Annotated in this window: 18 protein-coding genes and 1 pseudogene; 12 read left to right on the top strand and 7 right to left on the bottom strand. The window is 38.5% G+C overall.

The window, feature by feature from the left end:
• Window positions 1-182: 182 nt before the first annotated feature.
• The 5 genes from CVT18_RS00095 to mraY form a co-directional block, all read right to left on the bottom strand.
• Complete coding sequence (locus tag CVT18_RS00095; protein ID WP_103628175.1) at window positions 183-635, bottom strand: hypothetical protein; 453 nt, start codon at window positions 633-635, stop codon at window positions 183-185.
• A gap of 238 nt (window positions 636-873) precedes the next feature.
• Entirely contained in the window at window positions 874-1,314 is a 441-nt protein-coding gene (locus CVT18_RS00090) for a hypothetical protein (RefSeq protein ID WP_103628174.1), read from the bottom strand.
• Window positions 1,311-4,562, bottom strand: coding sequence for a TIGR02594 family protein (locus tag CVT18_RS10370; protein ID WP_234410243.1), 3,252 nt, complete (start codon window positions 4,560-4,562; stop codon window positions 1,311-1,313). The genes CVT18_RS00090 and CVT18_RS10370 overlap by 4 nt, the downstream gene beginning before the upstream one ends.
• A gap of 144 nt (window positions 4,563-4,706) precedes the next feature.
• The gene (gene murD, locus CVT18_RS00080; RefSeq protein ID WP_103628173.1) at window positions 4,707-5,924 is read right to left on the bottom strand and encodes a UDP-N-acetylmuramoyl-L-alanine--D-glutamate ligase; all 1,218 of its coding nucleotides are present in this window, start codon (window positions 5,922-5,924) and stop codon (window positions 4,707-4,709) included.
• Window positions 5,925-5,932: 8 nt separating this feature from the next.
• A complete protein-coding gene (gene mraY / locus CVT18_RS00075; RefSeq protein WP_103628172.1) occupies window positions 5,933-6,997 on the bottom strand; it encodes a phospho-N-acetylmuramoyl-pentapeptide-transferase in 1,065 nt (354 codons plus the stop codon).
• Window positions 6,998-7,077: 80 nt separating this feature from the next.
• Here mraY and gpmI point away from each other — a divergent pair, with 80 nt between their 5' ends.
• The 6 genes from gpmI to argS are packed head-to-tail and all read left to right on the top strand — an operon-like array spanning window position 7,078 to window position 13,284.
• A complete protein-coding gene (gene gpmI / locus CVT18_RS00070) occupies window positions 7,078-8,541 on the top strand; it encodes a 2,3-bisphosphoglycerate-independent phosphoglycerate mutase (RefSeq protein ID WP_103628171.1) in 1,464 nt (487 codons plus the stop codon).
• Between the two features lie 4 nt (window positions 8,542-8,545).
• Window positions 8,546-9,307 carry a flagellar biosynthetic protein FliR gene (gene fliR, locus CVT18_RS00065; RefSeq protein WP_054197078.1) on the top strand — a complete coding sequence of 254 codons (762 nt, stop codon included), beginning with the start codon at window positions 8,546-8,548 and terminating at the stop codon, window positions 9,305-9,307.
• 57 nt (window positions 9,308-9,364) lie between these two features.
• Window positions 9,365-10,807 carry a hypothetical protein gene (locus CVT18_RS00060; RefSeq protein ID WP_054197077.1) on the top strand — a complete coding sequence of 481 codons (1,443 nt, stop codon included), beginning with the start codon at window positions 9,365-9,367 and terminating at the stop codon, window positions 10,805-10,807.
• Complete coding sequence (gene gmk / locus CVT18_RS00055; RefSeq protein ID WP_054197076.1) at window positions 10,808-11,419, top strand: guanylate kinase; 612 nt, start codon at window positions 10,808-10,810, stop codon at window positions 11,417-11,419. It abuts the gene before it with no gap.
• Between the two features lie 50 nt (window positions 11,420-11,469).
• Window positions 11,470-11,691 (top strand): twin-arginine translocase TatA/TatE family subunit, encoded by a 222-nt coding sequence (tatA, locus tag CVT18_RS00050; protein ID WP_054197075.1) that lies wholly within the window; start codon window positions 11,470-11,472, stop codon window positions 11,689-11,691.
• A gap of 9 nt (window positions 11,692-11,700) precedes the next feature.
• Window positions 11,701-13,284 (top strand): arginine--tRNA ligase, encoded by a 1,584-nt coding sequence (gene argS / locus CVT18_RS00045; RefSeq protein WP_107824074.1) that lies wholly within the window; start codon window positions 11,701-11,703, stop codon window positions 13,282-13,284.
• Between the two features lie 89 nt (window positions 13,285-13,373).
• Here the strand turns inward: argS and CVT18_RS00040 are convergent, their stop codons facing one another.
• The gene (locus CVT18_RS00040) at window positions 13,374-14,309 is read right to left on the bottom strand and encodes a sugar transferase (RefSeq protein WP_103628167.1); all 936 of its coding nucleotides are present in this window, start codon (window positions 14,307-14,309) and stop codon (window positions 13,374-13,376) included.
• A 103-nt stretch (window positions 14,310-14,412) separates the two neighbouring features.
• On the opposite strand from CVT18_RS00040, the gene CVT18_RS00035 reads away from it, so the two are divergent.
• On the top strand, window positions 14,413-15,396 hold the full coding sequence (locus CVT18_RS00035) for a YeiH family protein (protein ID WP_103628166.1): 984 nt from the start codon (window positions 14,413-14,415) through the stop codon (window positions 15,394-15,396).
• Here CVT18_RS00035 and nadD read toward each other — a convergent pair.
• A complete protein-coding gene (gene nadD / locus CVT18_RS00030; RefSeq protein ID WP_107824072.1) occupies window positions 15,380-16,261 on the bottom strand; it encodes a nicotinate (nicotinamide) nucleotide adenylyltransferase in 882 nt (293 codons plus the stop codon). The two genes, CVT18_RS00035 and nadD, sit on opposite strands and share 17 nt — an antisense overlap.
• 79 nt (window positions 16,262-16,340) lie before the next feature.
• Here nadD and gap point away from each other — a divergent pair, with 79 nt between their 5' ends.
• The 5 genes and pseudogenes from gap (at window position 16,341) to CVT18_RS10365 (ending at window position 20,958) form a co-directional block, all read left to right on the top strand.
• On the top strand, window positions 16,341-17,339 hold the full coding sequence (gap, locus tag CVT18_RS00025) for a type I glyceraldehyde-3-phosphate dehydrogenase (RefSeq protein ID WP_103628164.1): 999 nt from the start codon (window positions 16,341-16,343) through the stop codon (window positions 17,337-17,339).
• Window positions 17,340-17,355: 16 nt separating this feature from the next.
• Window positions 17,356-18,558 carry a phosphoglycerate kinase gene (locus tag CVT18_RS00020; protein WP_103628163.1) on the top strand — a complete coding sequence of 401 codons (1,203 nt, stop codon included), beginning with the start codon at window positions 17,356-17,358 and terminating at the stop codon, window positions 18,556-18,558.
• Window positions 18,555-19,232, top strand: a complete 678-nt coding sequence (locus CVT18_RS00015) for a triose-phosphate isomerase (RefSeq protein WP_103628162.1) — start codon at window positions 18,555-18,557, stop codon at window positions 19,230-19,232. The genes CVT18_RS00020 and CVT18_RS00015 overlap by 4 nt, the downstream gene beginning before the upstream one ends.
• Window positions 19,233-19,549: 317 nt before the next feature.
• The gene (fabI, locus tag CVT18_RS00010; RefSeq protein ID WP_103628161.1) at window positions 19,550-20,368 is read left to right on the top strand and encodes an enoyl-ACP reductase FabI; all 819 of its coding nucleotides are present in this window, start codon (window positions 19,550-19,552) and stop codon (window positions 20,366-20,368) included.
• Window positions 20,369-20,529: 161 nt separating this feature from the next.
• Window positions 20,530-20,958 (top strand): annotated as a pseudogene (locus CVT18_RS10365) (DUF2625 family protein).
• The last annotated feature ends 372 nt before the right edge of the window (window positions 20,959-21,330 follow it).

Raw genomic sequence — 21,330 nt, 5'->3', positions numbered from 1 at the left:
TATTTTGCATTGCTCCCAGTCATCTTTTGTCCATTGGCTTTAAGCTTTTTAGAGATAAACATGCAGTTTATTTTGGCTCTATTGGCATTTTTTTGAGGCCCAAAAGCGTTTAAATTTATGACTATTAAAAAGCTTATTAATAGTATGGTTTTAAATTTAATCTTTTTTCCTTTGTAAATTTATTAGTCAGGTAAATTCTTGGATGTAAATTTATAAGCATCTACGCTACCGTCTTTTTCCTCATATAGCCATAGCCCACAGATATTTTCAGGATTAGTGTCAAATAACTGAACCAAGAGAGTATTTTTGTTTATCCATTTAAAATCAAAGTCATAAGAATAGTTATTTGCATCATAGGTCTTGTATCTTATATTTTTCATACATTCTATGTCTTTTATAGGAGGTTCATAAATAAGAACATTTAAAATTGGCTCTTTGTACATATTTAATATTGTATCTCCACGGTAAGTGACCATACTTTCAACCCAAATTTTCTTTGCAAGCTTTTTACAGTCTTTATTCAAAAGTTTTTTAGGTATTGTCTTTTCTTCCAAGTTATAATCATAATTATCTGTTGCAAATGATAAATTTACAGCTACAAGTAAAGCTAAGATTATTTTAAAGATTATCCTCATAATATTTCTCCAAAAGTATTTTTATATCCCTCTTTTAATATCTCAATAGGATCTGCTAAGTCTTTACGCCTTTTAAATTTATTGTTTGGATCATTAGTGACAGTCAAAGCATCACAATAGCTATTAAAAATTTTTTATTTTCATAGTAATATCCTATTTCTTCGGCTTTGAAAAAAAGTAGAAAAATAAGCAAATAAAAGAAAATCTAAAAACCACTATACTTTATATCTTTTTAAATTTATTTTGATCGTTGCAATTCTTTAAAATACTCTTTTGATATAAGCATATTTTTTGGTATCCATTCCTTTTTGTTTAATGTCTCACACTCTTCAAAATTTACTATAGCTCTTTTGTTTTCATCGGCATCTATTCGTAGTGCTAGGTAGCATCCATTGCCTTCATATATGTATTCATCTGCAAAGTAGGCTACTTTCTCGCCATATTCGTCATCATCTGTCTCTGGGTCAAGATCTATATTTTTATTCCTGGCTACTCCAGATATTTTTACAATATCTTTATATGCGTTATTTTCATAGGTTAGACTAAATTTGATCTTATCTTTTGCTATCTGCTTTGTACTTAAATCTATACTTATGGTATCTGTTTTGTATGTAAAGACTTGTGCAAACGAACCACTACAAAAAAATACTATAAAAAATATAAATAAAATTTTTTTCATCTAGTTTCCTTTATGTTGTCAATATTGCCATTTTCTATAGTAGGTAGACTGTAATTGGGTGTAAAATTTTCCGGATATACAAATGTAAAATTTTTGTTTTTATATATAGAATATCTTACCTCATCTTTTTGGTTACCTCCTAATATTACAAGATTATTATTTTTTGTTACAGCAACAACAAACCCAACATGTCCTGTTCCATTTTTATTAACAATAACTGCTAAACTACCATATGCGGGCTTGTCCAATTTTTTCCCCCAATTTTTCCAGGAGTATGCACCAGCACTATTGGTTCCTTTTATACCAACCTGGGACATTACCCAGTTTACAAAACTGGAGCACCAAGGTGTTTCATCGTCTTTGAAATTTCCTGAAGTAAACGAGTGGTATTCTATGATTTTAGGGTTGTGGTCTTTGCCTGTTATTTCTTTTACTCCTACTTCTTCTCTTGCGATAGCTATCCAAGGCAGCTCTTCTTTTTTTATCTTTATTATCCCAACCCCCTTATCCCCATCCACCCACATACCTTTATCTACTCTAGTTAAACTCTTTGATTCATTAAAAGAGTTAATAAATTTATCCATATTCTCTTTGCTTAATAAATTTATACCAAGCTTATTATCTTTATCTGCATTAGACTGATTATTAGAGCTCTCTTCTTTTGCATAAATTTGATAGCTCTTATTTGTATTCTCATCACTTTTTAGCTCTTTGCTTAGCTTGTCGTCTTCATAGATATTTATCTCATTTGAAGAGATATTTTTACTTATATATAAGTAATTATCATTTTTTATTAAAGCATCGTCTTTATTATCACTAAGATTTAATTTAGCATCAAATGCCTTCTCTTTTATAGCATGCTCAAACTCATATATAACTAGCTTATCATTACTAAATCCAATATATAAAGGTATCTTTATATCTATTCTTATATGATTTTTGCCATATCTTGTATAAAACTTAAATTTATCCTTATCACCTTCAAGATATGCAAAAAATACTATAGTATGACCACCTTGTTTTAGCTTGTCTAGATCATTTTTTTGTATAACATCTGAAATTTTAAATGTTATCTCTTTACCTTTTTGATCTTTTAAGACTACTACATCTTTTGGATTTGATTTGGATAGTTCATCATACTCTTTACTTTTTATAACCTTATATCCCCAAAGTATCTCTTTATATCTCTTACTACCTTTTTCTTGTTTATATATAGCCTTTAAGCTTATTGGCTCATTTGTCTTAAATGGATACTCACTATCAGAGATTACATTTGTTATATGATCTGTTATATCTCTTAACGAAACCTTATTGCTATAGCAAAAGTTAGAGCTACTCTTATCTTGATATCCTAAAGATATTACAGCTGTATCAGAGTGAGCATGAATATCTTTAGTGCTATAAACTTTACTTAGATCACTTGAATAAAGTATAAATTTAGTATCTCCTTTATTCTCTTTATCTATTGGGATATTAAATGTAGCTGTATATGAGTTCTTGATATCTGAGTCTTCATTTTTTACTAAAGATATACTCTCATATATACTTTTATCAAAGCAGTGATGAAGATATATCTTATCTATATCTTCACTTGCCTTACCATCTTCGTTTTCAATGATGAGATTGTTTATTGTAAGAGTAAGACCTGAACTTGATGCTGATGTAGGTACTACATTATTGCCATGAGCTAGACGAAGCTTTATATCAAACATAGCTGAGTCTTTATCATCTCTTAGGGTAAAGTTATTCTCTTTAGCGAAATTTAATAAAGAAAAATTTAGGTGTTTGTTGTTAGACGTTTGGTCTTCAAAGTACTTCATACTTATAACGCCATCTTCTAGTTTATACTCTATATCATCGCTATTTTGCTTTATACTAGTAAAGGTAGCACCATTTATCTTATCTTCTTCATTTTTGTTTTCTTGATAGAGTATTACTGTATCTTTGCTATTTGCATTTTTAAATTTTATCTCTTCATTTTTACTATCTTCGTAAGAGTCAAATTTAAAGTCAGTAAGTATTAGCTCGCATAAATTTACCTTGCCATAGTTTGGCCTACTAGAATTTAGCTCTTTTGGGTTTAGCTCACTACAATCAAATGGAGTCTGACTAGCTAGCACGACGGTAAATTCGCTCTTTTTAGGTTGAAAGACTCTAATAGGAGTTGTCATCTTCCTTGGACATAGTAAGAGTATATTTTCTTGTTTGTAAAATTCCTCCTCTCTTTGTCTTAAGAGCTTATTTATTCTTGAAGTGTTTGAAGCATTTGAGCTGATTAAATTTACGCAGTATATGTTTTCAAGGCTAAAGGTCTTTGTACTTTGAGTGCTTAATAAAGAATTTATCTTTGTAACAAATGGCTGAAATAAAGCCTCACATTTTGATGCATCTGATGCATTTAAATTTGATCCATTTTCTTGAAGTTTCATAAATTCTAAATGAGTGACGTTTTGGATGATCTCTTTATTGTTTTGATTTTTTGATTTATATTTTGCTTTGGATATATTTAAATGGCTAAAAACATCTATACACTCGGCAAAATTAACATTTTGTTCATCACTTTCATAAAGTCCAAACTGATTTGAAATTTTTTCTCGTAAAAGAGATGTTTTATTATTTGCTTCATCACCAAAGCTTTCATATGCTAACCAAAACCAGGCTTTAAAACGATTTTTGCTTTTGATGTAGCTTGCTAGGGATGGATCAATATTACTTTTTTTGCTGATATAAAGAAGTGCTAAAAGCGCGACATGCTCTCTTGAAATTTGACTGTTTTGTGTATCTGAAGTAAGTGAAACGGCTTGTAAATTTTTAAGTGGAGAGTTGTTTAATTTTTGATTTATCTCTTGGATTAGCGGCGTAAGCTTTTGTTCCAAGGCGGCATTTAGCTGATCTTCCGAGCTAAATTCAAACTCAGGCAAAGCATCGGCACCTCCAGACTTTGCATAAGCTTCTTTTGCGGCATCATTTATCTTTTTAAAAAGTTCATCTGTATCTATCTTTTCTATGGTAGTCGTGCTCGTGGTGTTAGCAATAGTTCGTTTGACATCTTTTATGACTTTGTCTTTGTTGTTTTTATAAATTTGAGTACAAATAAGTTCTATATCATCTTTTAGACTAAAGCCATATCCGATGAATAGTTTGTTGTTAGATATAAATGGTCTGCTTATGTCATTGCCATATGAAAATTTTATAATATCTATTAAATTTCTTTTAAAATTTACATCATTTCTGGGCGTTAGAGGCATTAAACTTCCTTGGAAATTTTTGCTAAATATTAGCACAAACTTAAAAAGTATTCAACAATAAAACTTTATAGTAAAAATTTATGTCAAAAACATAAATTTGCATGTTTTTATTTTTGACAAGGCTATTTAAAAGGGCTTGTAAATTTAAAGCGCCTTTATAAACTCTTTAAATTTATCACCTCGCTCAGCGTAGCTTTTAAACTGATCAAGGCTCGCAGCTGCCGGGCTAAGAAGCGCTATTTCGTTGGTCTTTAGCTCTTTATTTATCTCATTTACAGCATTTTGTAAAAAATCGCATTTCAAAGCTGGTATGCCAAATTTAGTCGCTAATTTCATGAGTTTGTCACTATTTGAGCCAATGGCGTAAATTTTTACTCTTAAACTCTTTAAGCCTTCAAAAAGTGGCGTCATATCAACACCCTTATCATCGCCACCAAGTATTAGATGTATAAAATGATCTTTGTAGCGTTTTACGGCTTGTATGCTCGCATCTATGTTAGTCGCTTTTGTGTCATTGACCCAGATTCTGCCATTTTTGTCGCTAAATTCTTCAAGCTTGTTTGCCTCGATGACGAAGGTATTTAAAAGTGCGATATCGCAGCGGTCAAATAAAATTTTCTCCACCGCAAGTGCCAGCAGTGCGTCAAGTAAAAATGGCGTTTTAAAGGCTATGTCGTCTAAATTTACGCCGCAAAAACGAGCTAAGTCGTTCTCGTCTTTATATGCGATCACTTTAGCTTTTGTAGGCGTTTTAGCGTAAATTTCAGGCACGATCGCTACGCTGGTTTCACTCATGCTAGCAAGTGGCTTTAGCTTCGCCTTTTCGTACTCGCCCATATCGCCATGCCAGCTTAGATGATCTGGAGTGATGGGCAAAAGCACATAGATGCCTGGTGTAGCGCGGTTTGTGTAGTGCAGGGTAAAAGAGCTAGTCTCAAGTATCCAAATTTTAGCGTTTTGATCTAAATTTGCCAGTGCAATGCCGACATTACCGCCCATGAGCGAACCCTTACTCTCTAGCAAATGCTGCATCATTTTTGTAGTTGTAGTTTTGCCGTTTGTACCACTGATCCAGACATTAAATGGCAGATTATTTTTATAAATTTCATAAAAATAGTCATATTCGCTGGTTAAATTTCTAGCTTTTTTGATGAGCTCGTGATGAGGTGGGATGCCAGGGCTCGGTATCTCTAGACAGCTTTTTGCTGGATCAAATTCGCCAACTGGCAAAAGAGTGTTGCCAAACTCATCCTTTGAAATTTCACTAAATTTATCATCATAGATATCCCAAAGACCATCGGTTGTGAAATTCTTTGCAATTGCCTTTGTTGTACCACCATAGCCAAATAGTGATTTTCTCATGATTTTCCTTATCTGATTTTTAGTGCCGTTAGAGCGATCAAATTTGCTAAAAGCGCAATGATCCAAAAGCGTACGATGATCTTGTTTTCTGCCCAACCCTTGATCTCAAAATGGTGATGTATAGGCGCCATGAGGAAAATTCTGCGTTTAAAAATTTTAAAGCTGCCCACCTGCAAGATAACGCTTAGCGTCTCTACAACAAATATCAAACCTATTATGATAAGTAAAATTTCATTTTTGGTCGCAACGCCCATAAAGCCGATATATGCGCCAACGCTTAGACTACCACTATCACCCATAAAGACTTCAGCTGGATGGCAGTTAAACCACAAAAAGCCCATGAGTGAGCCAATAAACGCAGAGGCGACAACGACACTCTCGCCAACGCCAGCGATCTTTGGCAAAAGCAGGTACGAGCTAAAGACGGCGTGGCCGCAGATGTAGGCAAAAACGCCAAGGCTTAGAAGTGAAAATATCGATGGCACAGCGGCTAGTCCATCAAGTCCGTCTGTTAAATTTACCGCATTTGAGGCTGCGACGATGACAAGTGTCCAAAAGAAAATGGCAAAAATTTTCATGTCAAAGATGGGCTGCTTATAAAATGGTAGGTAAAATTCGGTGTTTAACTCTTTACTAAAGTATAAAAATGCAGCAATCAAAAAGGCGATTAGAAATTGAAAAAATAGTTTTGCTTTTGGGCTTAGGCCAGCGTGATTTTTAGCGCCTAAAATTTTGCTGTAGTCATCCTTATAGCCAAGCAAAGTAAAACAAACTAGGCAAAAGAGCGAGGCTAGCACGAAAGCGTTATCAAGCCTAGCGCAGATGATCGTGGCGATCACGGCTGTAAAGACAAAGACAAGTCCGCCCATGGTCGGCGTTTTGGCCTTTTTTTGATGAGTTTGCGGAGCCAGCTCGTAGATAGGCTGAGAGGCATTTTTTTTCTTTGCCCAGGCGATAAATTTTGGTATTAGATATGCCGTGAGTATAAATGCGATAAAAAATGCAAAACCCGCACGAACGGTGATGTATTGAAAGATATTAAAATTGAAAATTTCATAGATATAGTAAAACATGGAAGCCTTTATTTTAAAAAAAAGCAATTTTAGTATAATGGCCTTAAAAATTATCTAAATTTAAGGATAAAATTTTCAAAATGAGTCAAAAAACTATACTGATAATAACTGATGGAATTGGATTTAACAAAAATAGCGAATTTAACGCATTTAATGCTGCCAAAAAACCAAACTACGATAAATTTTTTAAAGAAATTCCAAACTCACTTATAAAAACTTCTGGAAACGCTGTGGGACTGCCTGAAGGACAGATGGGAAACAGCGAAGTAGGCCACATGTGCATAGGAAGTGGACGAGTTTTGTATCAAAATTTGGTCAAAATTTCACGTAGCTTTGCTGATGGCTCGTTGGCAGAAAATGAAGCTCTAAAAACTCTTTTTAAAAAGTGCAAAAGAGTCCACGTCATAGGGCTTTATAGTGACGGCGGTGTTCACTCTCATATGGAGCATTTTGATGGCATGTGCGAGCTTGCTAGTAAAAATGGTTGCGAAGTTTTTGCTCACGCTATCACCGATGGACGCGACGTCAGCCCAAATAGTGCTATAAATTTCATGAAAAGCTTGGAGGCTAAATTTAAAGTAGCTACCGTTTGTGGGAGATTTTACGCGATGGATAGAGATAAACGCTGGGAGCGCGTAAAAGAGGCCTATGAGATATTGGTAAATGGAGCAAATTTAAGCGAGCTAAGGCCTAGTGAGTACCTGCAAAAAAGCTACGATGAGGGCGTGACTGATGAGTTTGTAAAGCCAGCGAGCTTTAATGGCTTTAAAGGCATAGGCGAAGATGACGGTGTGATTGTTGTAAATTTTAGAAATGATAGAGCAAGAGAAATTTGCCAAGCTCTGGGTGAGGAGAAATTTAGCGAGTTTGAGCGACCTTTTGCTATCAAAAATTTAATCACCATGACCGAATACGACGCAAATTTTAAATTTGAAGTACTATTTAAAAATGAAAAGATAAAAAACACTCTAAGCGAGGTCATAGCAGCGGCTGGACTAAGGCAGCTTCACACGGCTGAGACTGAAAAATACGCCCACGTTACATTTTTCTTTAACGGTGGCGTCGAGGAGTTAGCTAGCAACGAAACAAGGGTGCTAATCCCTAGTCCAAAGGTAAAGACCTATGACGAAAGGCCAGAGATGAGTGCAGCAGAGGTTTGCAAAGCCGTGCTAAAAGGTATGGATGACGAGCAAGACTTCATCGTAGTAAATTTCGCAAATGGCGATATGGTGGGGCACACTGGAAATTACGAGGCCGCTATAAAAGCAGTTGAGGCAGTAGATACCGCTCTTGGAGAAATTTACGCTAAAGCAAAAGAGAAAAACTATGCGATGATCATCACGAGTGATCACGGAAACTGCGAAGAGATGCGCGATAACAGCGGTGAGCTACTGACAAACCACACGACTTATGATGTCTTTTGTTTTGTGATGGCTGATGGTGTAAAAAAAGTAAAAAACGGCGGTCTAAACAATATCGCTCCTAGTGTTTTAAAGATCATGGGGCTTGAAATTCCAGCTGAGATGGACGAGGCGTTAATATAAAATAATGGAACTAGTCGAGTTTTTTGGAGCGGATAAAGTCATAACCTTTATGCTCCTTTTTGCACGTCTTAGTGGGCTTATCGTATTTTTTCCATTTTTTTCTCACAATCAAATCCCGCTTAGCGTAAAAACTTTGCTAGTTTTTGCCCTTTGTGTTGTGCTTTTTCCGCTCTCACATGCTCATGAGCATGCTATAAATTTTTTGATCATGGAAATTTTAAGTGAGGCTATGCTCGGACTTTGTGCTGGGCTTTTGCTAAATATAGTTTTTGCCATACTTCAAATGGCTGGCGAGCAAATCTCAATGATTATGGGTTTTTCGATGGCTTCAGTGCTTGATCCGCAAACTGGTACAAATTCACCAGTGATCGCAAATATTTTAAATTTTATCGCGCTTCTTGCATTTTTGATGCTTGATGGGCACCATTTGATATTGCAGTTTTATTCCACTTCACTTTCTGCTATACCGCTTGGAGATTTTTATCCAAGAAGTGGTGTGATGAGCTACGCCCTAAAGCTTTTTGGCAATCTTTTTATGTTTGGATTTGTTCTAGCTTTTCCTATTATCGCGCTTTCTATACTTTCGGATGCTATTTTTGGCATGCTTATGAAAACTATGCCACAATTTAACCTATTAGTCGTTGGTTATCCTATTAAGGTAAGTATTGGCTTTTCGGTTTTGATAGCTATTTTAGCCGGCATTATAAAAATCATAACTGATATGATGGTGCAGATTTTAAACGATATGCCAGCACTATTTTTTTAAGTAAATAGCAATGAAATTTATCATAGAATACAGCCTCAAGCTCTTCAAGGAGGGATCATGAAAGTTGCACTTGTAAACAAAAACCCAGCAGTTTCTCGCCTTATAACGTTAAGTTTAAATAAGCTAGGCATAGAATATAGCGAATTTGACGATGCTAATAGTGTTGGCGATCAATTTGATTATATTATCATCGATAGTGATATGGATAGTAGCGATGTTAATTTAAATCAAAAGATAATGTATCTAGCACCTAGAGGCGGTGAAAAGCCAGATTTTGCTGATGTTATGCTTGAAAAGCCCTTTTTACCAACAGAATTTATTAGTTTGTTTGAACAAAACAAAGATACTGACAATGATAAAGAACTTGAGCTTGGACTAGATGAGTCTGCAAATTTTAATGACTTTGACGAAAACAATAAAAACTTTGATGATTTAGAAAATTTTGAGCTTCCAGAAATTGATATGAGACTTGAAAATTTAGCAAAAGAAGATGATGAGGCAGATAAATTTGATAATGAGGCTTTAGATGATGAGTTTTTAAAAGAGGAGCTAAGTGAACTAGAAACCGAGGATTTAAAGGATAAAGATATCAGTTTTGATGAAACAGATACTGAACTCATAGATGATGATATTATAAATGACATAGCTAGCAAATATATGGCTGATTCAGAAGATATAGATAAATCCTTAGAGCAAAATAATGAGCCACCTATGATAAAAGAAGAGCATAGTGATGACTTTGATGAGCTTAGTTCGCTTGTAGATGAGATAGATGATATGGGAGAGAGTGACTTGGCAGATGAAGAGGCGAAGAACGAGCTTGATAAAATGGTTGAGCAAAATTCTCAAAATTTAGAAACTGCTGAGCTTAATGAAGATTTTGTAGATGATATAAGCCAAAGTAAAAAAGAGCTCAGCGAGATCGAATCTTTGGATAAAGAGCTAAACGAAGAATCTAGCGAAGATAGCGAAAATTTTGATGATCTAGAGACTGATTTTGGCAATGATGAAAATTTTGAGCCTGAAAGCAGCGAGGCAAATTTGATAGATGAAGCTAGTCAAAATTTAGAGGAAGATATAGATAAAGAATCTACTAAAGAAGCAGAGGAAATTTCTTTGGATGAAGGTATAGACCTTGAAAAAGAGCCAACTAAAGAAGATCATGAAGAAATTTCTGAAGAAGTCCTTGCTCAAGAAGATCTAGGTATGGTAGATGAGGTATTTGAGGAAGAAAATTTTAAAGAAGAGACGTTGGGTAGCCTAAATTTTGATGTAGCGTCTATTGAAGAAATAGATGAAAATACGATGCAAGCAGCATTTGGATTAAATATTGCACCACAAACTAGCTCATTTGATGAAACAAAAATCGATGCTGACTATAAAGAAGAGCTAACCAAAAAGATCACAAAACACGTCCATGAGTCGTTAAATGAAAGCTCGCTAAGAGATGTGCTAAAAGATATGAACATAAAGATAAATATAAGTTTTGAGGAAAAGTAGTTGCAAGGACAAATTTTAGTAGTTTCTGGACCTAGCGGAAGCGGTAAAAGCACGCTTTTGGGCCGTCTTTTAAAGGAAGAGAAGGATCTTTATTTTTCTATTTCAAGCACGACTAGAGCAAAAAGAGAAGGCGAAGTCGATGGAGTGGATTACTATTTTATAAAAGAAGATGAGTTTAAAAGCGGCATAGAAAAGGGCGAATTTTTAGAATGGGCGCAGGTGCATAAAAACTATTATGGAACGAGTCTAAAGCCTGTTTTAGCAGCACTTGAGGCTGGGAAGATAGTTATATTTGATATCGACGTACAAGGCTTTCACATCGCACTTGAAAAATTTAGAAGCTACATAACTTCAGTTTTTATCACGACTGCAAATAAAAAAGAGCTTAAAAAACGCTTGAAAAACCGCGGAACTGATAGCGACGAAACGATAGAAAATCGCCTAATGAACGCAGTTGGCGAGATGGAGCACATCTTAGAATATGATTATTTTTTGGTAAATGATGACATTGAAAAGAGTTATAAAGGCCTAAAATCAATTCTTAGAGCGATGAGGTTAAAAAGCACGAAAATAGATCTAAGACGCGTTATTGATGAGTGGATAGATTGCTAGAAATTCAGGAATTTATGATAACATTTTGAAAAATTTATTGAGGAGAAAAAATGGGTTCTTTTAGTATTGGTCACTGGCTAGTTGTTTTAGCGATTATTGTTTTACTTTTTGGAGCAAAGAAGATCCCAGAACTTGCAAAAGGACTAGGCAAAGGCATAAAGACTTTTAAGGCTGAGATGGAAGATACAACACCTGAAAAAAGTGAGAAAGTCGAGCATAAAGAAGAGAATGCCAATAGTCAAAAAATAGAAGAAACAACTAAAAACGCATAGGTTTTAGAGTTGAAAAATAAAATAAAAGCTGAAATTTCAAAGGTTTTAGAGCGTGAATTTGTGCTTGAAAAGCCAAAGGATAAAAATTTAGCCCACTATGCAACGCCACTTTTTAGCCTAGCAAAGGAGCTAAGAAAGTCGCCAGCCGTGATAGCTAGCGAGTTTGCCGATAAATTTAGTGATAGCAAAATAGTTGAAGCTAGTGCAGTAAATGGCTACTTAAATTTCAAGCTAAAAAGCGAGTTTTTAGATGAAATTTCAAAGCAAATTTTGCTAGATAGCGAAAATTTTGCAAAAGAAGATGTGAAAAAAAATAGTTATTTAATAGAATATATCAGTGCAAATCCAACTGGACCACTTCACATCGGACACGTTAGAGGCGCAGTTTATGGCGATACTTTGGCAAGACTTGGTAAAAGACTTGGCTATGCTATCTCGACAGAATACTATATAAACGATGCTGGTAATCAAATCGACCTACTTGGCACTTCGATATCGCTTGCGGCAAAAGAGCAGCTTTTCAACGAAAGCGTCGTCTATCCAGAGAAATACTACAGAGGCGATTATATTTTGGATATTGCTAGGCTTGCAAATGAGAAATTTGGCAAGGAAATTTTTTATGACGAGAGCAGAAACCTTGAGCTTGCCGAGTTTGGCAAGGATATCGTGCTTGAAATCATTAAAAAAGATTTAGCAGATGTTGGGATATTCATAGAGAGCTGGGCTAGTGAGAAGGCTCTTTATGACGGCCTAGAGCCAACTATAAACAAGCTAAAACGCTCAAATCAAATGTATGAAAAAGAGGGCGCTACTTATATCGCTTCGACTACACTTGGCGATGATAACGATAGGGTTGTGGTTAGAAATGACGGCAGGCCAACATATCTAGCTGGCGATATCATCTATCACAACGCGAAATTTGAGAAAAATTTTGATCACTATATAAACATTTGGGGTGCTGACCATCACGGATATATCGCAAGGCTTAAGGCTGCGATAAATTTCCTTGGATACGATGAAAGCAAGCTTGAAGTGATACTTATGCAGATGGTTAGTCTGCTAAAAGATGGCAAGCCATACAAGATGAGCAAGCGCGCTGGTAATGCCGTGCTGATGAGCGATATCGTAAGTGAGATCGGTGCTGAGGCGCTTAGATTTATCTTTATAAGCAAGGCAAATACGAGTAGTTTGGAATTTGACGTAGATGAGCTTAAAAAAGAGGATAGCTCAAATCCTATTTTTTATATAAACTACGCTCACGCTAGGATAAATCAAGTCTTCGCAAAGGCTGGGAAAAATGTTCAAGATGTAATCAATGCTGACTTTGAATGCCTAGATGAAAATGCGAAAAATTTACTTTTTGAGGCGCTAGTCTTACCTGAAATTTTAGAGGATGCTTTTATCTCAAGGCAGCTTCAAAAGATCCCAGACTATCTGAAGTCACTAGCTGCTAGCTTTCATAAATTTTATAATGAAAACCGTGTGGTTGGAAATGAAAACGAAGATAGCTTACTAAAAGTCTTTGCAGTTGTTGCTATCTCTATAAAAACAGCATTTAATATAATGGGAATCACAGCTAAAGATAGGATGTAGAATTTACATATTTTGGCTAAAAGCAACAAAATTAAATTCGAAAAAAGGTTTATTTAAAAATATCTCAAACTCATGATGCTCTTGAGAATTTAAACGCCTTTTTTCTCAAATACAATCGCAATAGTTTTTACTATGATCTTTATCTCCAGCCAAAGCGACCAGTGTTTGATGTAGTAAAGATCATACATTAGTTTTTGTTTTGCGTCGTGTGTATTTGAGCCATAAGGGTAGTTCACCTGCGCCCAGCCAGTAATCCCTGGGCGAACGATGTGGCGTTCATTGTAGTAAGGGATCTCTTTTTCAAAGAAATTTATCCAGTGTCTTCGCTCGGGCCTTGGACCTATCAGATGCATTTGCCTGCGAAGCACATTTATACACTGTGGTACCTCGTCTATACGAGTTTTTCGCATAAATTCGCCAAACTCAAATACTCTCTCGTCATTTTCACTAGCAAATTTTGCCCCATCTTTCTCGGCATCTTCCATCATCGAGCGAAATTTGATGCACTCAAATTCTCTATTGTCCAGCCCAACTCTACTTTGTAAAAAGTAAAGGCTTCCAGGTGATTGCTCGTCTATCTTTCTTTTTACATAAAATTTTAGGCAAAAAAGCAAGATAAAAAGCACCAAACAGCTAGCATAATCGATTATTCGCTTGAGTGCGTAAGCAAAGGCACCATAAGGCCTTATCTCATCTAAAAAATTAAGATTTTCGCCATTTTCTGGGATATAACATTTGTGTAGATAAATTTCTAAAAAATTCTCTACATTTAAAAATTTTATCTTTTTATACTTTGTCTTAAACTGCAAAAGCGTGAGAAATCTCACCAGTTTGCCATCGACTGGCTTTGCAGTATTTAGTACGATCAGCCTTTGATCGCCTGATTTTATGAGATTTTCTAGTGCGCTTCGCAAGGCTTTTGCGTCGCTATTTTCGTGGGATAAAAAATTTACTTGACCAAATTTCTTTCTAAGCTTTTCTAGTTCTAGGCTGGTAAAAGCATATTTTTCGCCAAGGATGATCATAGTCCTATCCCTTTATCTTTATTTTAAATTTGCATTATAAAATTCGTCTAATTATACCCAAACGTGCTAATTGCATTTTTAAAAAATATATTAAGGTTAAAATATGTCTCATAAATTTCTTGCTGTGCTTGTTCTGGCGCTGATTTGTGCCGTCTCTTTTACGCTCTCAAACACACTTTTAGCTAAATTTCACACTAGCCCACTCATCATCTCCATCATTTTAGGCGCCGTTTTTGCAAATCTTTTTACAAAACAGGCTCAAATTTTAAAAAGTAGTGGCGTCGTAGCGATCGCTGGAAAGCAAATTTTAAGGCTAGGTATCATACTTTTTGGCTTTAACATAAGCCTTAGCGAGATCGCAAGTGTTGGCACTCTAGGCGTGATATATGCAGCTTTTATGGTATTTGCGACCTTTTGCTTTGCGCTTTTTACCGCTAAAGCTTTGGGTCTTAGTAAGGATAGCGCTGTGCTCATTGGCTCAGGGGCAAGTATATGCGGCGTAGCTGCTGTCATGGCTACTCAAAATGAGATAAAAGCAGACGCAAACAAGCTTGCTATCGCCATTTGCACGGTGGTGCTCTTTGGGACGATTGGCATGTTTATCTACCCATTTATCGCTAAATTTCTAGCTCTCACGCCGCACCAAACTGGCTTTTTTATCGGTGGCTCACTTCACGAAGTAGCCCACGTAGTCGCAGCCTCAGCGGCATTTGATAGCGCAGCAAGTAGTACCGCCCTCATCATAAAAATGCTTCGCGTAATCATGCTCGTACCATTTTTGTTCTTGCTAAATTTCTTAAATTTAAGCCAAAATAGTGACGCCTCAAAGCTAAAGAGTATACCTTGGTTTGCGCTATTTTTCTTAGTGGCGATCTGCGTTAGATCTTTGCCATTTTTCCCTGAAAATTTGGTGCAAATTTTAAAGCTAGCAGCTAGCATCTGCCTTTGCGTTGCGATGTGTGCTTTGGGATTTGGGATAGATAGAAGCATTTTTAAAGCGACGGGCAAAAAGCCATTTTTAGTAGCACTCTTTATATTTTTATGGCTTATTTGCTCTTCGCTTGTTTTTGTTAAGACTCTTTGCTAGTTTTTAGCTTTTGCAAAAACTCTTCGATGTTGTATTTTGCTCTGTAAGCTGGGCTTAAAAGATGTATCAAAATGTCTCCAAGGTCCATCACGATCCAATCAGGCGAGCTCTCTGTGCCTATAAATTTTTCTCCAAGAGGCTTAAGCTCCTCTTTTAGATCCTCAGCCAGCGAGTAAGCGTGCCTCTCGCCAAGCGTAGTAGCGATAACTACGGCCTTTACGAAATAATCATCCCCACTCATATCAAACACTTGTATCTCTTCAGCCTTTTTTGCGTCTAAAACCTTAACTATACTTTCGGTGCGCTCTTGCATCGATCTCTCTTGCATTTTGTATCCTTGGTAAAAATTTATAACTTCATCTTTTATCTCGCTAGGCAGCTCATCAAGCCCCTTTTGGTGCCTGATCTGCGACGAGCTAACATCCACGTGCACGTCCATTTTTTGTAAATTTTGCGGAATTTCTATGTGATTGCGCTTAGCGATCACAAACTGCACTAAATTTTTTAGCTCCTCGTAGCCATGCCACTTGTCAAGCGTAGCTAGGTGGTCCGCGCCTATTATGAGATAAAATTTCTCTATCTTGAATTTCTCATACAAATACTTAACTGTCTCTATGGTAGGCACTGGGCGAGCTAAATTTATCTCATAGTCTGAGATCTCGACCTTCTCTAGGCCGCCCCAAATTTCTCTTATCCACTTTAGGCGAAGCTCTGGTGGAGCTGAAAATTCGCTCTTAAAGGGACTTATAAAAGTTGGCATGATGATGAGCTTGTCGATATCAAGGCCACTTAGTGCCATTCTTACAATGCTATCGTGTCCTAAATGAACCGGATCAAAGCTTCCGCCAAAAAGTGCTAACTTCATCTATTAAAGTGCCTTGTTTATATTTGTTTTAAAATTCTTTTTTGTAGAATTAGGCGTAATTATATCAAAAGGAGCTAAGATGTCAGTTAAAGTAGCAATAAACGGCTTCGGGCGTATCGGCAGGTGCGCTGCTCGTATTATTTTAGAGCGAGACGACGTTGAGCTTGTCGCTATCAACGACACGGCGACGCGCGACATGACGCGCTATCTGCTCAAATACGACAGCGTGCACGGCGAATTTAAGCAAGATGTTAAGGTGATAAGCGACGAATTTATAGAAGTAAACGGCAAAAAGATAAGAGTTTTTTCAACAAGAGATCTAAATGAGCTAAGCTACGCAGACTACGGCGCAGACGTGGTTTTGGAGTGTACGGGCAAGTTTTTGACCACCGAAAAATGCGAACCGTACCTAGCTCGCGGCGTCAAAAAAGTCGTCATGAGCGCTCCGGCAAAAGACGACACGGCGACGTTCGTAGTCGGCGTAAACGACGATAAATACGCAGGCGAAGCGATCGTCTCAAACGCAAGCTGCACCACAAACGGCCTTGCGCCCGTCGCAAAGGTGCTAAACGACAAATTCGGCATCGTAAAAGGGCTCATGACCACGATCCACGCTTATACGAACGGACAGAGCCTAGTAGACGTAAAAGCTAAAGACTTCCGCCGCTCGCGCGCTGCAGCCCTAAATATCGGGCCTACGACCACCGGAGCCGCAAAAGCGATCTCAAAAGTACTTCCCGAGCTAAACGGCAAGATGCACGGCCAAGCAGTCCGCGTACCGGTCGCAAACGTCTCTATGGTCGATCTAACGGCGGTTTTAAAAAGACCTGCTAGCAAAGAGGAGATAAACGAGGCGTTTAGAGCGGCTGCGGAGTCGAATTTGAAGGGAATTTTATTCGTCGATGACGATTATAGAGTTAGCAGCGACTTTTGCACGAGCGCATACAGCAGCATCGTAGCTAGCGACACGACGCAGGTCATCGCTGATGATATGGTAAAGGTCTTTGCGTGGTATGACAACGAGTGGGGCTACTCGACAAGGCTTGTGGATCTAGCTAAGATCGTGGCTACGAAGTAAATTTAAAGGGTGAAAAATGAGTGAAATTTTATCGATCAACGATCTTGAGCTAAGCGGCGCGAAGGTATTTGTGAGGTGCGATTTTAACGTGCCGATGGACGAGTTTTTAAACATCACCGATGACCGCAGGATCCGCTCAGCGATACCAACTATCCGCTACTGCCTAGATAACGGCTGCAGCGTGGTTTTAGCTAGTCACCTAGGACGACCGAAAAATGGCTTTGAGGAGAAATTTTCGCTACGAGGCGTGGCAAAAAGGCTTTCAAGGCTGCTTGATAGAGACGTGATATTTGCCGAGGACGTCGTCGGCACGGACGCCAAAGCTAAAGTCGCCGCGCTAAAACCGGGCGAAATTTTACTTCTTGAAAATTTGCGCTTTGAAAAGGGCGAGACCAAAAACGACGAGGCGCTAGCCGGCGAGCTCGCTAAATACGGCGAATTTTACATAAACGACGCGTTTGGCGTCTGCCACAGAGCGCACAGCTCGGTCGAGGCGATCACTAAATTTTACGACGAGAAGCACAAGGCGGCGGGATTTTTACTGCAAAAAGAGATAAATTTCGCTCAAAATCTCATCAAACACCCTGCGCGCCCGTTCGTAGCGGTCGTGGGCGGTAGTAAGGTAAGCGGCAAGCTACAAGCCCTGCACAACCTGCTTCCGCGCGTGGATAAGCTGATAATCGGCGGCGGCATGGCGTTTACGTTTTTAAAATCGCTCGGCGAAAATATCGGAAACTCGCTGCTTGAAGAGGATCTCATCGAGGACGCGCGCGAAATTTTACGCAAGGGCAGGGAGCTTGGCGTTAAAATTTACCTGCCCGTAGATGTCGTCGCGGCTCAGACGTTTTCAGCTGAAAGCGCCGTGAAATTTGTCCCCGCACAAGAAATACCAAGCGGCTGGATGGGGCTAGATATCGGACCGGCGTCCATTAGGCTCTTTAAAGAGGTCATAGCCGACGCGCAAACCATCTGGTGGAACGGGCCGATGGGCGTTTTTGAGATGGATAAATTTAGCAAAGGCAGCATCAAAATGAGCCACGCCATCATCGACACACACGCGACTACGGTCGTGGGCGGCGGCGATACGGCCGATGTGGTCGAACGCGCCGGGGATGCCGACGAGATGACCTTTATCTCCACGGGCGGCGGTGCGAGCTTGGAGCTCATCGAGGGCAAGGAGCTACCTGGCATAAAACCGCTTAGAAAGGCTGTGGAGTGAGGTTTTTAGCAAATTTAAAGTGCAATCACACGAGAGAAAGCTTTGCTAAATACGCTGAAATTTTAGACGCAAATTTAAGCTCAAACGACGATGTGACGGTATTTCCTCCGTTTAGCGCGCTTGATCTTACGGCTCATAAATTTAAACTCGGTGCGCAAAATTTCTACCCGTGCGAAAGCGGCGCTCACACCGGCGAGATCGGTAAGGCGATGCTGGACGAGTTTGGCGTAAAAAGCGTGCTGATCGGGCACTCCGAACGGCGCGAGCTTGGCGAGAGCGAGGAGCTTTTGCGAGCTAAATTTGATTTCGCAGTAAAGGCGGGCTGGCAGATTGTCTACTGCATCGGCGAAAATTTGAGCGTAAACGAAGCAGGTCACACAAAGGAGTTTCTAGCGAATCAGCTAAAAAATATCGACCTTGGTTACGAGCAGCTGTTGATCGCCTACGAGCCAATTTGGGCGATAGGCACGGGCAAGAGCGCGAGCGCAGAGCAGATAGAGGAGATTTTAAATTTCATTCGCGAGCAGACGAGCACGCCGCTGCTTTACGGAGGTAGCGTAAATGCCGCAAATATCGGCGGAATAGCGGGTATCGCAAGCTGCGACGGGGTACTAGTAGGTACGGCGAGCTGGGACGCAACGAAATTTTTGGAGCTTATACGCGTTGTCTCGTGAGCGTCTTTTAATGAGTTGGAAATTTTAAGTCCGCGACAGGCTATGTGCCTAGTCTTGACTTAAAATTTCTGCACAACATTAAAATACATCTCACGATACTGCCGCTATCAAATTTGGGTTCAAATTTGAATTGCAATTTTTAAGTCAAATTGCGAAGGATTTTTCGCTTAGTCAAGGCATAATTTAAAAAATAAGCGGAGCTAACATATAGTTCGCGAGCATTATTTTTAAATTTTAACACAGAATAAGTAGCTTTGTTTGCAGCTGCGAGTTTGTGAAGCAGAAAAGTTAAGTAGCTTTAATAAAAAGGAGAACAAATGATACTAAAAGGCAAAAAAGGCCTCATCGTTGGTGTTGCTAACGCTAAGTCAATAGCTTACGGCATTGCAAAAGCTTGCTGCGATCAAGGCGCGCAGATGGCGTTTACATACCTAAATGACGCTCTTAAAAAGCGCGTAGAGCCGATCGCAGAGGAGTTTGGTAGCAAATTCGTCTATGAGCTTGACGTAAACAATCCTGCTCACCTTGACGGTCTTGCGGATCGTATCAAAACAGACCTTGGCGAGATAGATTTCGTCGTGCACGCAGTGGCTTATGCACCAAAAGAAGCGCTAGAGGGCGAGTTTGTAAATACGACCAAGGAGGCCTTTGATATCGCAATGGGCACTAGCGTTTATTCGTTGCTAAGCCTTACTCGTGCGGTTTTACCAGTGCTAAAAGAGGGCGGCTCGGTGCTTACGCTCACGTATCTAGGCGGACCGAAATTTGTGCCACACTACAACGTAATGGGTGTTGCAAAAGCGGCGCTTGAAAGCTCAGTTCGCTACCTAGCACACGACCTTGGAGCTAAAAATATCCGCGTAAACGCGATCAGTGCAGGCCCTATCAAAACGCTTGCCGCAAGCGGAATTGGCGATTTTAGGATGATTTTACGCTATAACGAAGTAAATAGCCCGCTAAAACGCAACGTCACGACTGAAGACGTCGGCAACAGTGCTATGTATCTGCTTAGCGACCTTGCTAGCGGCGTAACAGGCGAAGTTCACTACGTAGACTGCGGCTATAACATCATGGGCATGGGCGACGTGGCTACCGACGCCGAAGGCAACACGATCCTAGCTTGGGATGCAAAATAATCTACTAATATAAATTTGGCGGGGCGACTCGCCAAACTCTTCTTTAAAATTTCACTAAATTTACCGCAAGGGCATACAAAATGAGCTTTAGATGAGCTTGTAGACGCAATAGGCCAGGCTGGGCACTGATTAAAGAGTGGCTAAAAGAGGCTAATGAAATTTTGTCTTTTGATGAAAGCATGGCGCAAAGCGAGCTTTTAGGACTTCAGCTAACTACTTGCTCACCGATGGGAGCGCTTGTTTATGAGTGCGGTGGCATAGTAATAGACAAAGGTTGGCTGCGCGTGTTTGGCTCAGGATGCGAGCAGATGAAGTGCAGAATTTACAGCTTTAACCTTGGCAAAAGCTTTAGCGAGGCAGGCTAGATGCCTAGCAATTTGCTCGTGGCAAACGATGTTTTGTGTAAAATTTTCTCGATAAACGGCGGTGCTTTTGGTGGCAAAGCCGGCAATGTCTTTTACTGCGTGCCAGACAAGTGGCAAATGGGAAGATGCACAGCTTGGCTACTCGTAGTTTTTACTGGGTGCTTTGCGGCGAAATATCGAAATTTTATGAGCTTTACCACTGGGATGACTGGCCTGAGGATGTAAGAAATTTTAGCCTTGATAAGGTGATGTTTACATTGCTGCCGATACTTTAGCAAGACATCAACATAAGTCTAAGACTAAAAGATATGAAAAAAGATAGTATTTATGTGAATGAATTTTTAAATTTTGTCTTCAAGAGCGTCTAATAAATTTGCATGATACTTCTATTAGATCCAAGAGTTTTGCTCTATCTTGTCTAAAATTTATAAAATTTTTCCAGAAGCTCTTTAAGAGTGTTTATAAGAACAATTCTAAATGCTAAAAAAGTAAAATTTATTTTAGATTTCTTAAGCATTTTTTGATAAAAATTATCTATAAAATTTAAGAATTTTTTATACTTATAAGAATTTTCTATTAAAAATTAACCTTATTTAC

This window comes from Campylobacter concisus (genome assembly GCF_003048405.1).
Lineage (GTDB): Bacteria > Campylobacterota > Campylobacteria > Campylobacterales > Campylobacteraceae > Campylobacter_A > Campylobacter_A concisus_Q.
The sequence above is the reverse complement of the archived record's forward strand: the minus strand, read 5'-3'. Positions and strand labels throughout refer to the sequence as shown.

Bases quoted from the DNA above. Each gene is read 5' to 3' on its own strand.
- CVT18_RS00095 (WP_103628175.1), bottom strand. From the start codon at position 635: ATGAGGATAATCTTTAAAATAATCTTAGCTTTACTTGTAGCTGTAAAT.
- CVT18_RS00090 (WP_103628174.1), bottom strand. From the start codon at position 1,314: ATGAAAAAAATTTTATTTATATTTTTTATAGTATTTTTTTGTAGTGGT.
- CVT18_RS10370 (WP_234410243.1), bottom strand. From the start codon at position 4,562: ATGCCTCTAACGCCCAGAAATGATGTAAATTTTAAAAGAAATTTAATA.
- murD (WP_103628173.1), bottom strand. From the start codon at position 5,924: ATGAGAAAATCACTATTTGGCTATGGTGGTACAACAAAGGCAATTGCA.
- mraY (WP_103628172.1), bottom strand. From the start codon at position 6,997: ATGTTTTACTATATCTATGAAATTTTCAATTTTAATATCTTTCAATAC.
- gpmI (WP_103628171.1), top strand. From the start codon at position 7,078: ATGAGTCAAAAAACTATACTGATAATAACTGATGGAATTGGATTTAAC.
- fliR (WP_054197078.1), top strand. From the start codon at position 8,546: ATGGAACTAGTCGAGTTTTTTGGAGCGGATAAAGTCATAACCTTTATG.
- CVT18_RS00060 (WP_054197077.1), top strand. From the start codon at position 9,365: ATGAAAGTTGCACTTGTAAACAAAAACCCAGCAGTTTCTCGCCTTATA.
- tatA (WP_054197075.1), top strand. From the start codon at position 11,470: ATGGGTTCTTTTAGTATTGGTCACTGGCTAGTTGTTTTAGCGATTATT.
- CVT18_RS00040 (WP_103628167.1), bottom strand. From the start codon at position 14,309: ATGATCATCCTTGGCGAAAAATATGCTTTTACCAGCCTAGAACTAGAA.
- CVT18_RS00035 (WP_103628166.1), top strand. From the start codon at position 14,413: ATGTCTCATAAATTTCTTGCTGTGCTTGTTCTGGCGCTGATTTGTGCC.
- nadD (WP_107824072.1), bottom strand. From the start codon at position 16,261: ATGAAGTTAGCACTTTTTGGCGGAAGCTTTGATCCGGTTCATTTAGGA.
- gap (WP_103628164.1), top strand. From the start codon at position 16,341: ATGTCAGTTAAAGTAGCAATAAACGGCTTCGGGCGTATCGGCAGGTGC.
- CVT18_RS00020 (WP_103628163.1), top strand. From the start codon at position 17,356: ATGAGTGAAATTTTATCGATCAACGATCTTGAGCTAAGCGGCGCGAAG.
- fabI (WP_103628161.1), top strand. From the start codon at position 19,550: ATGATACTAAAAGGCAAAAAAGGCCTCATCGTTGGTGTTGCTAACGCT.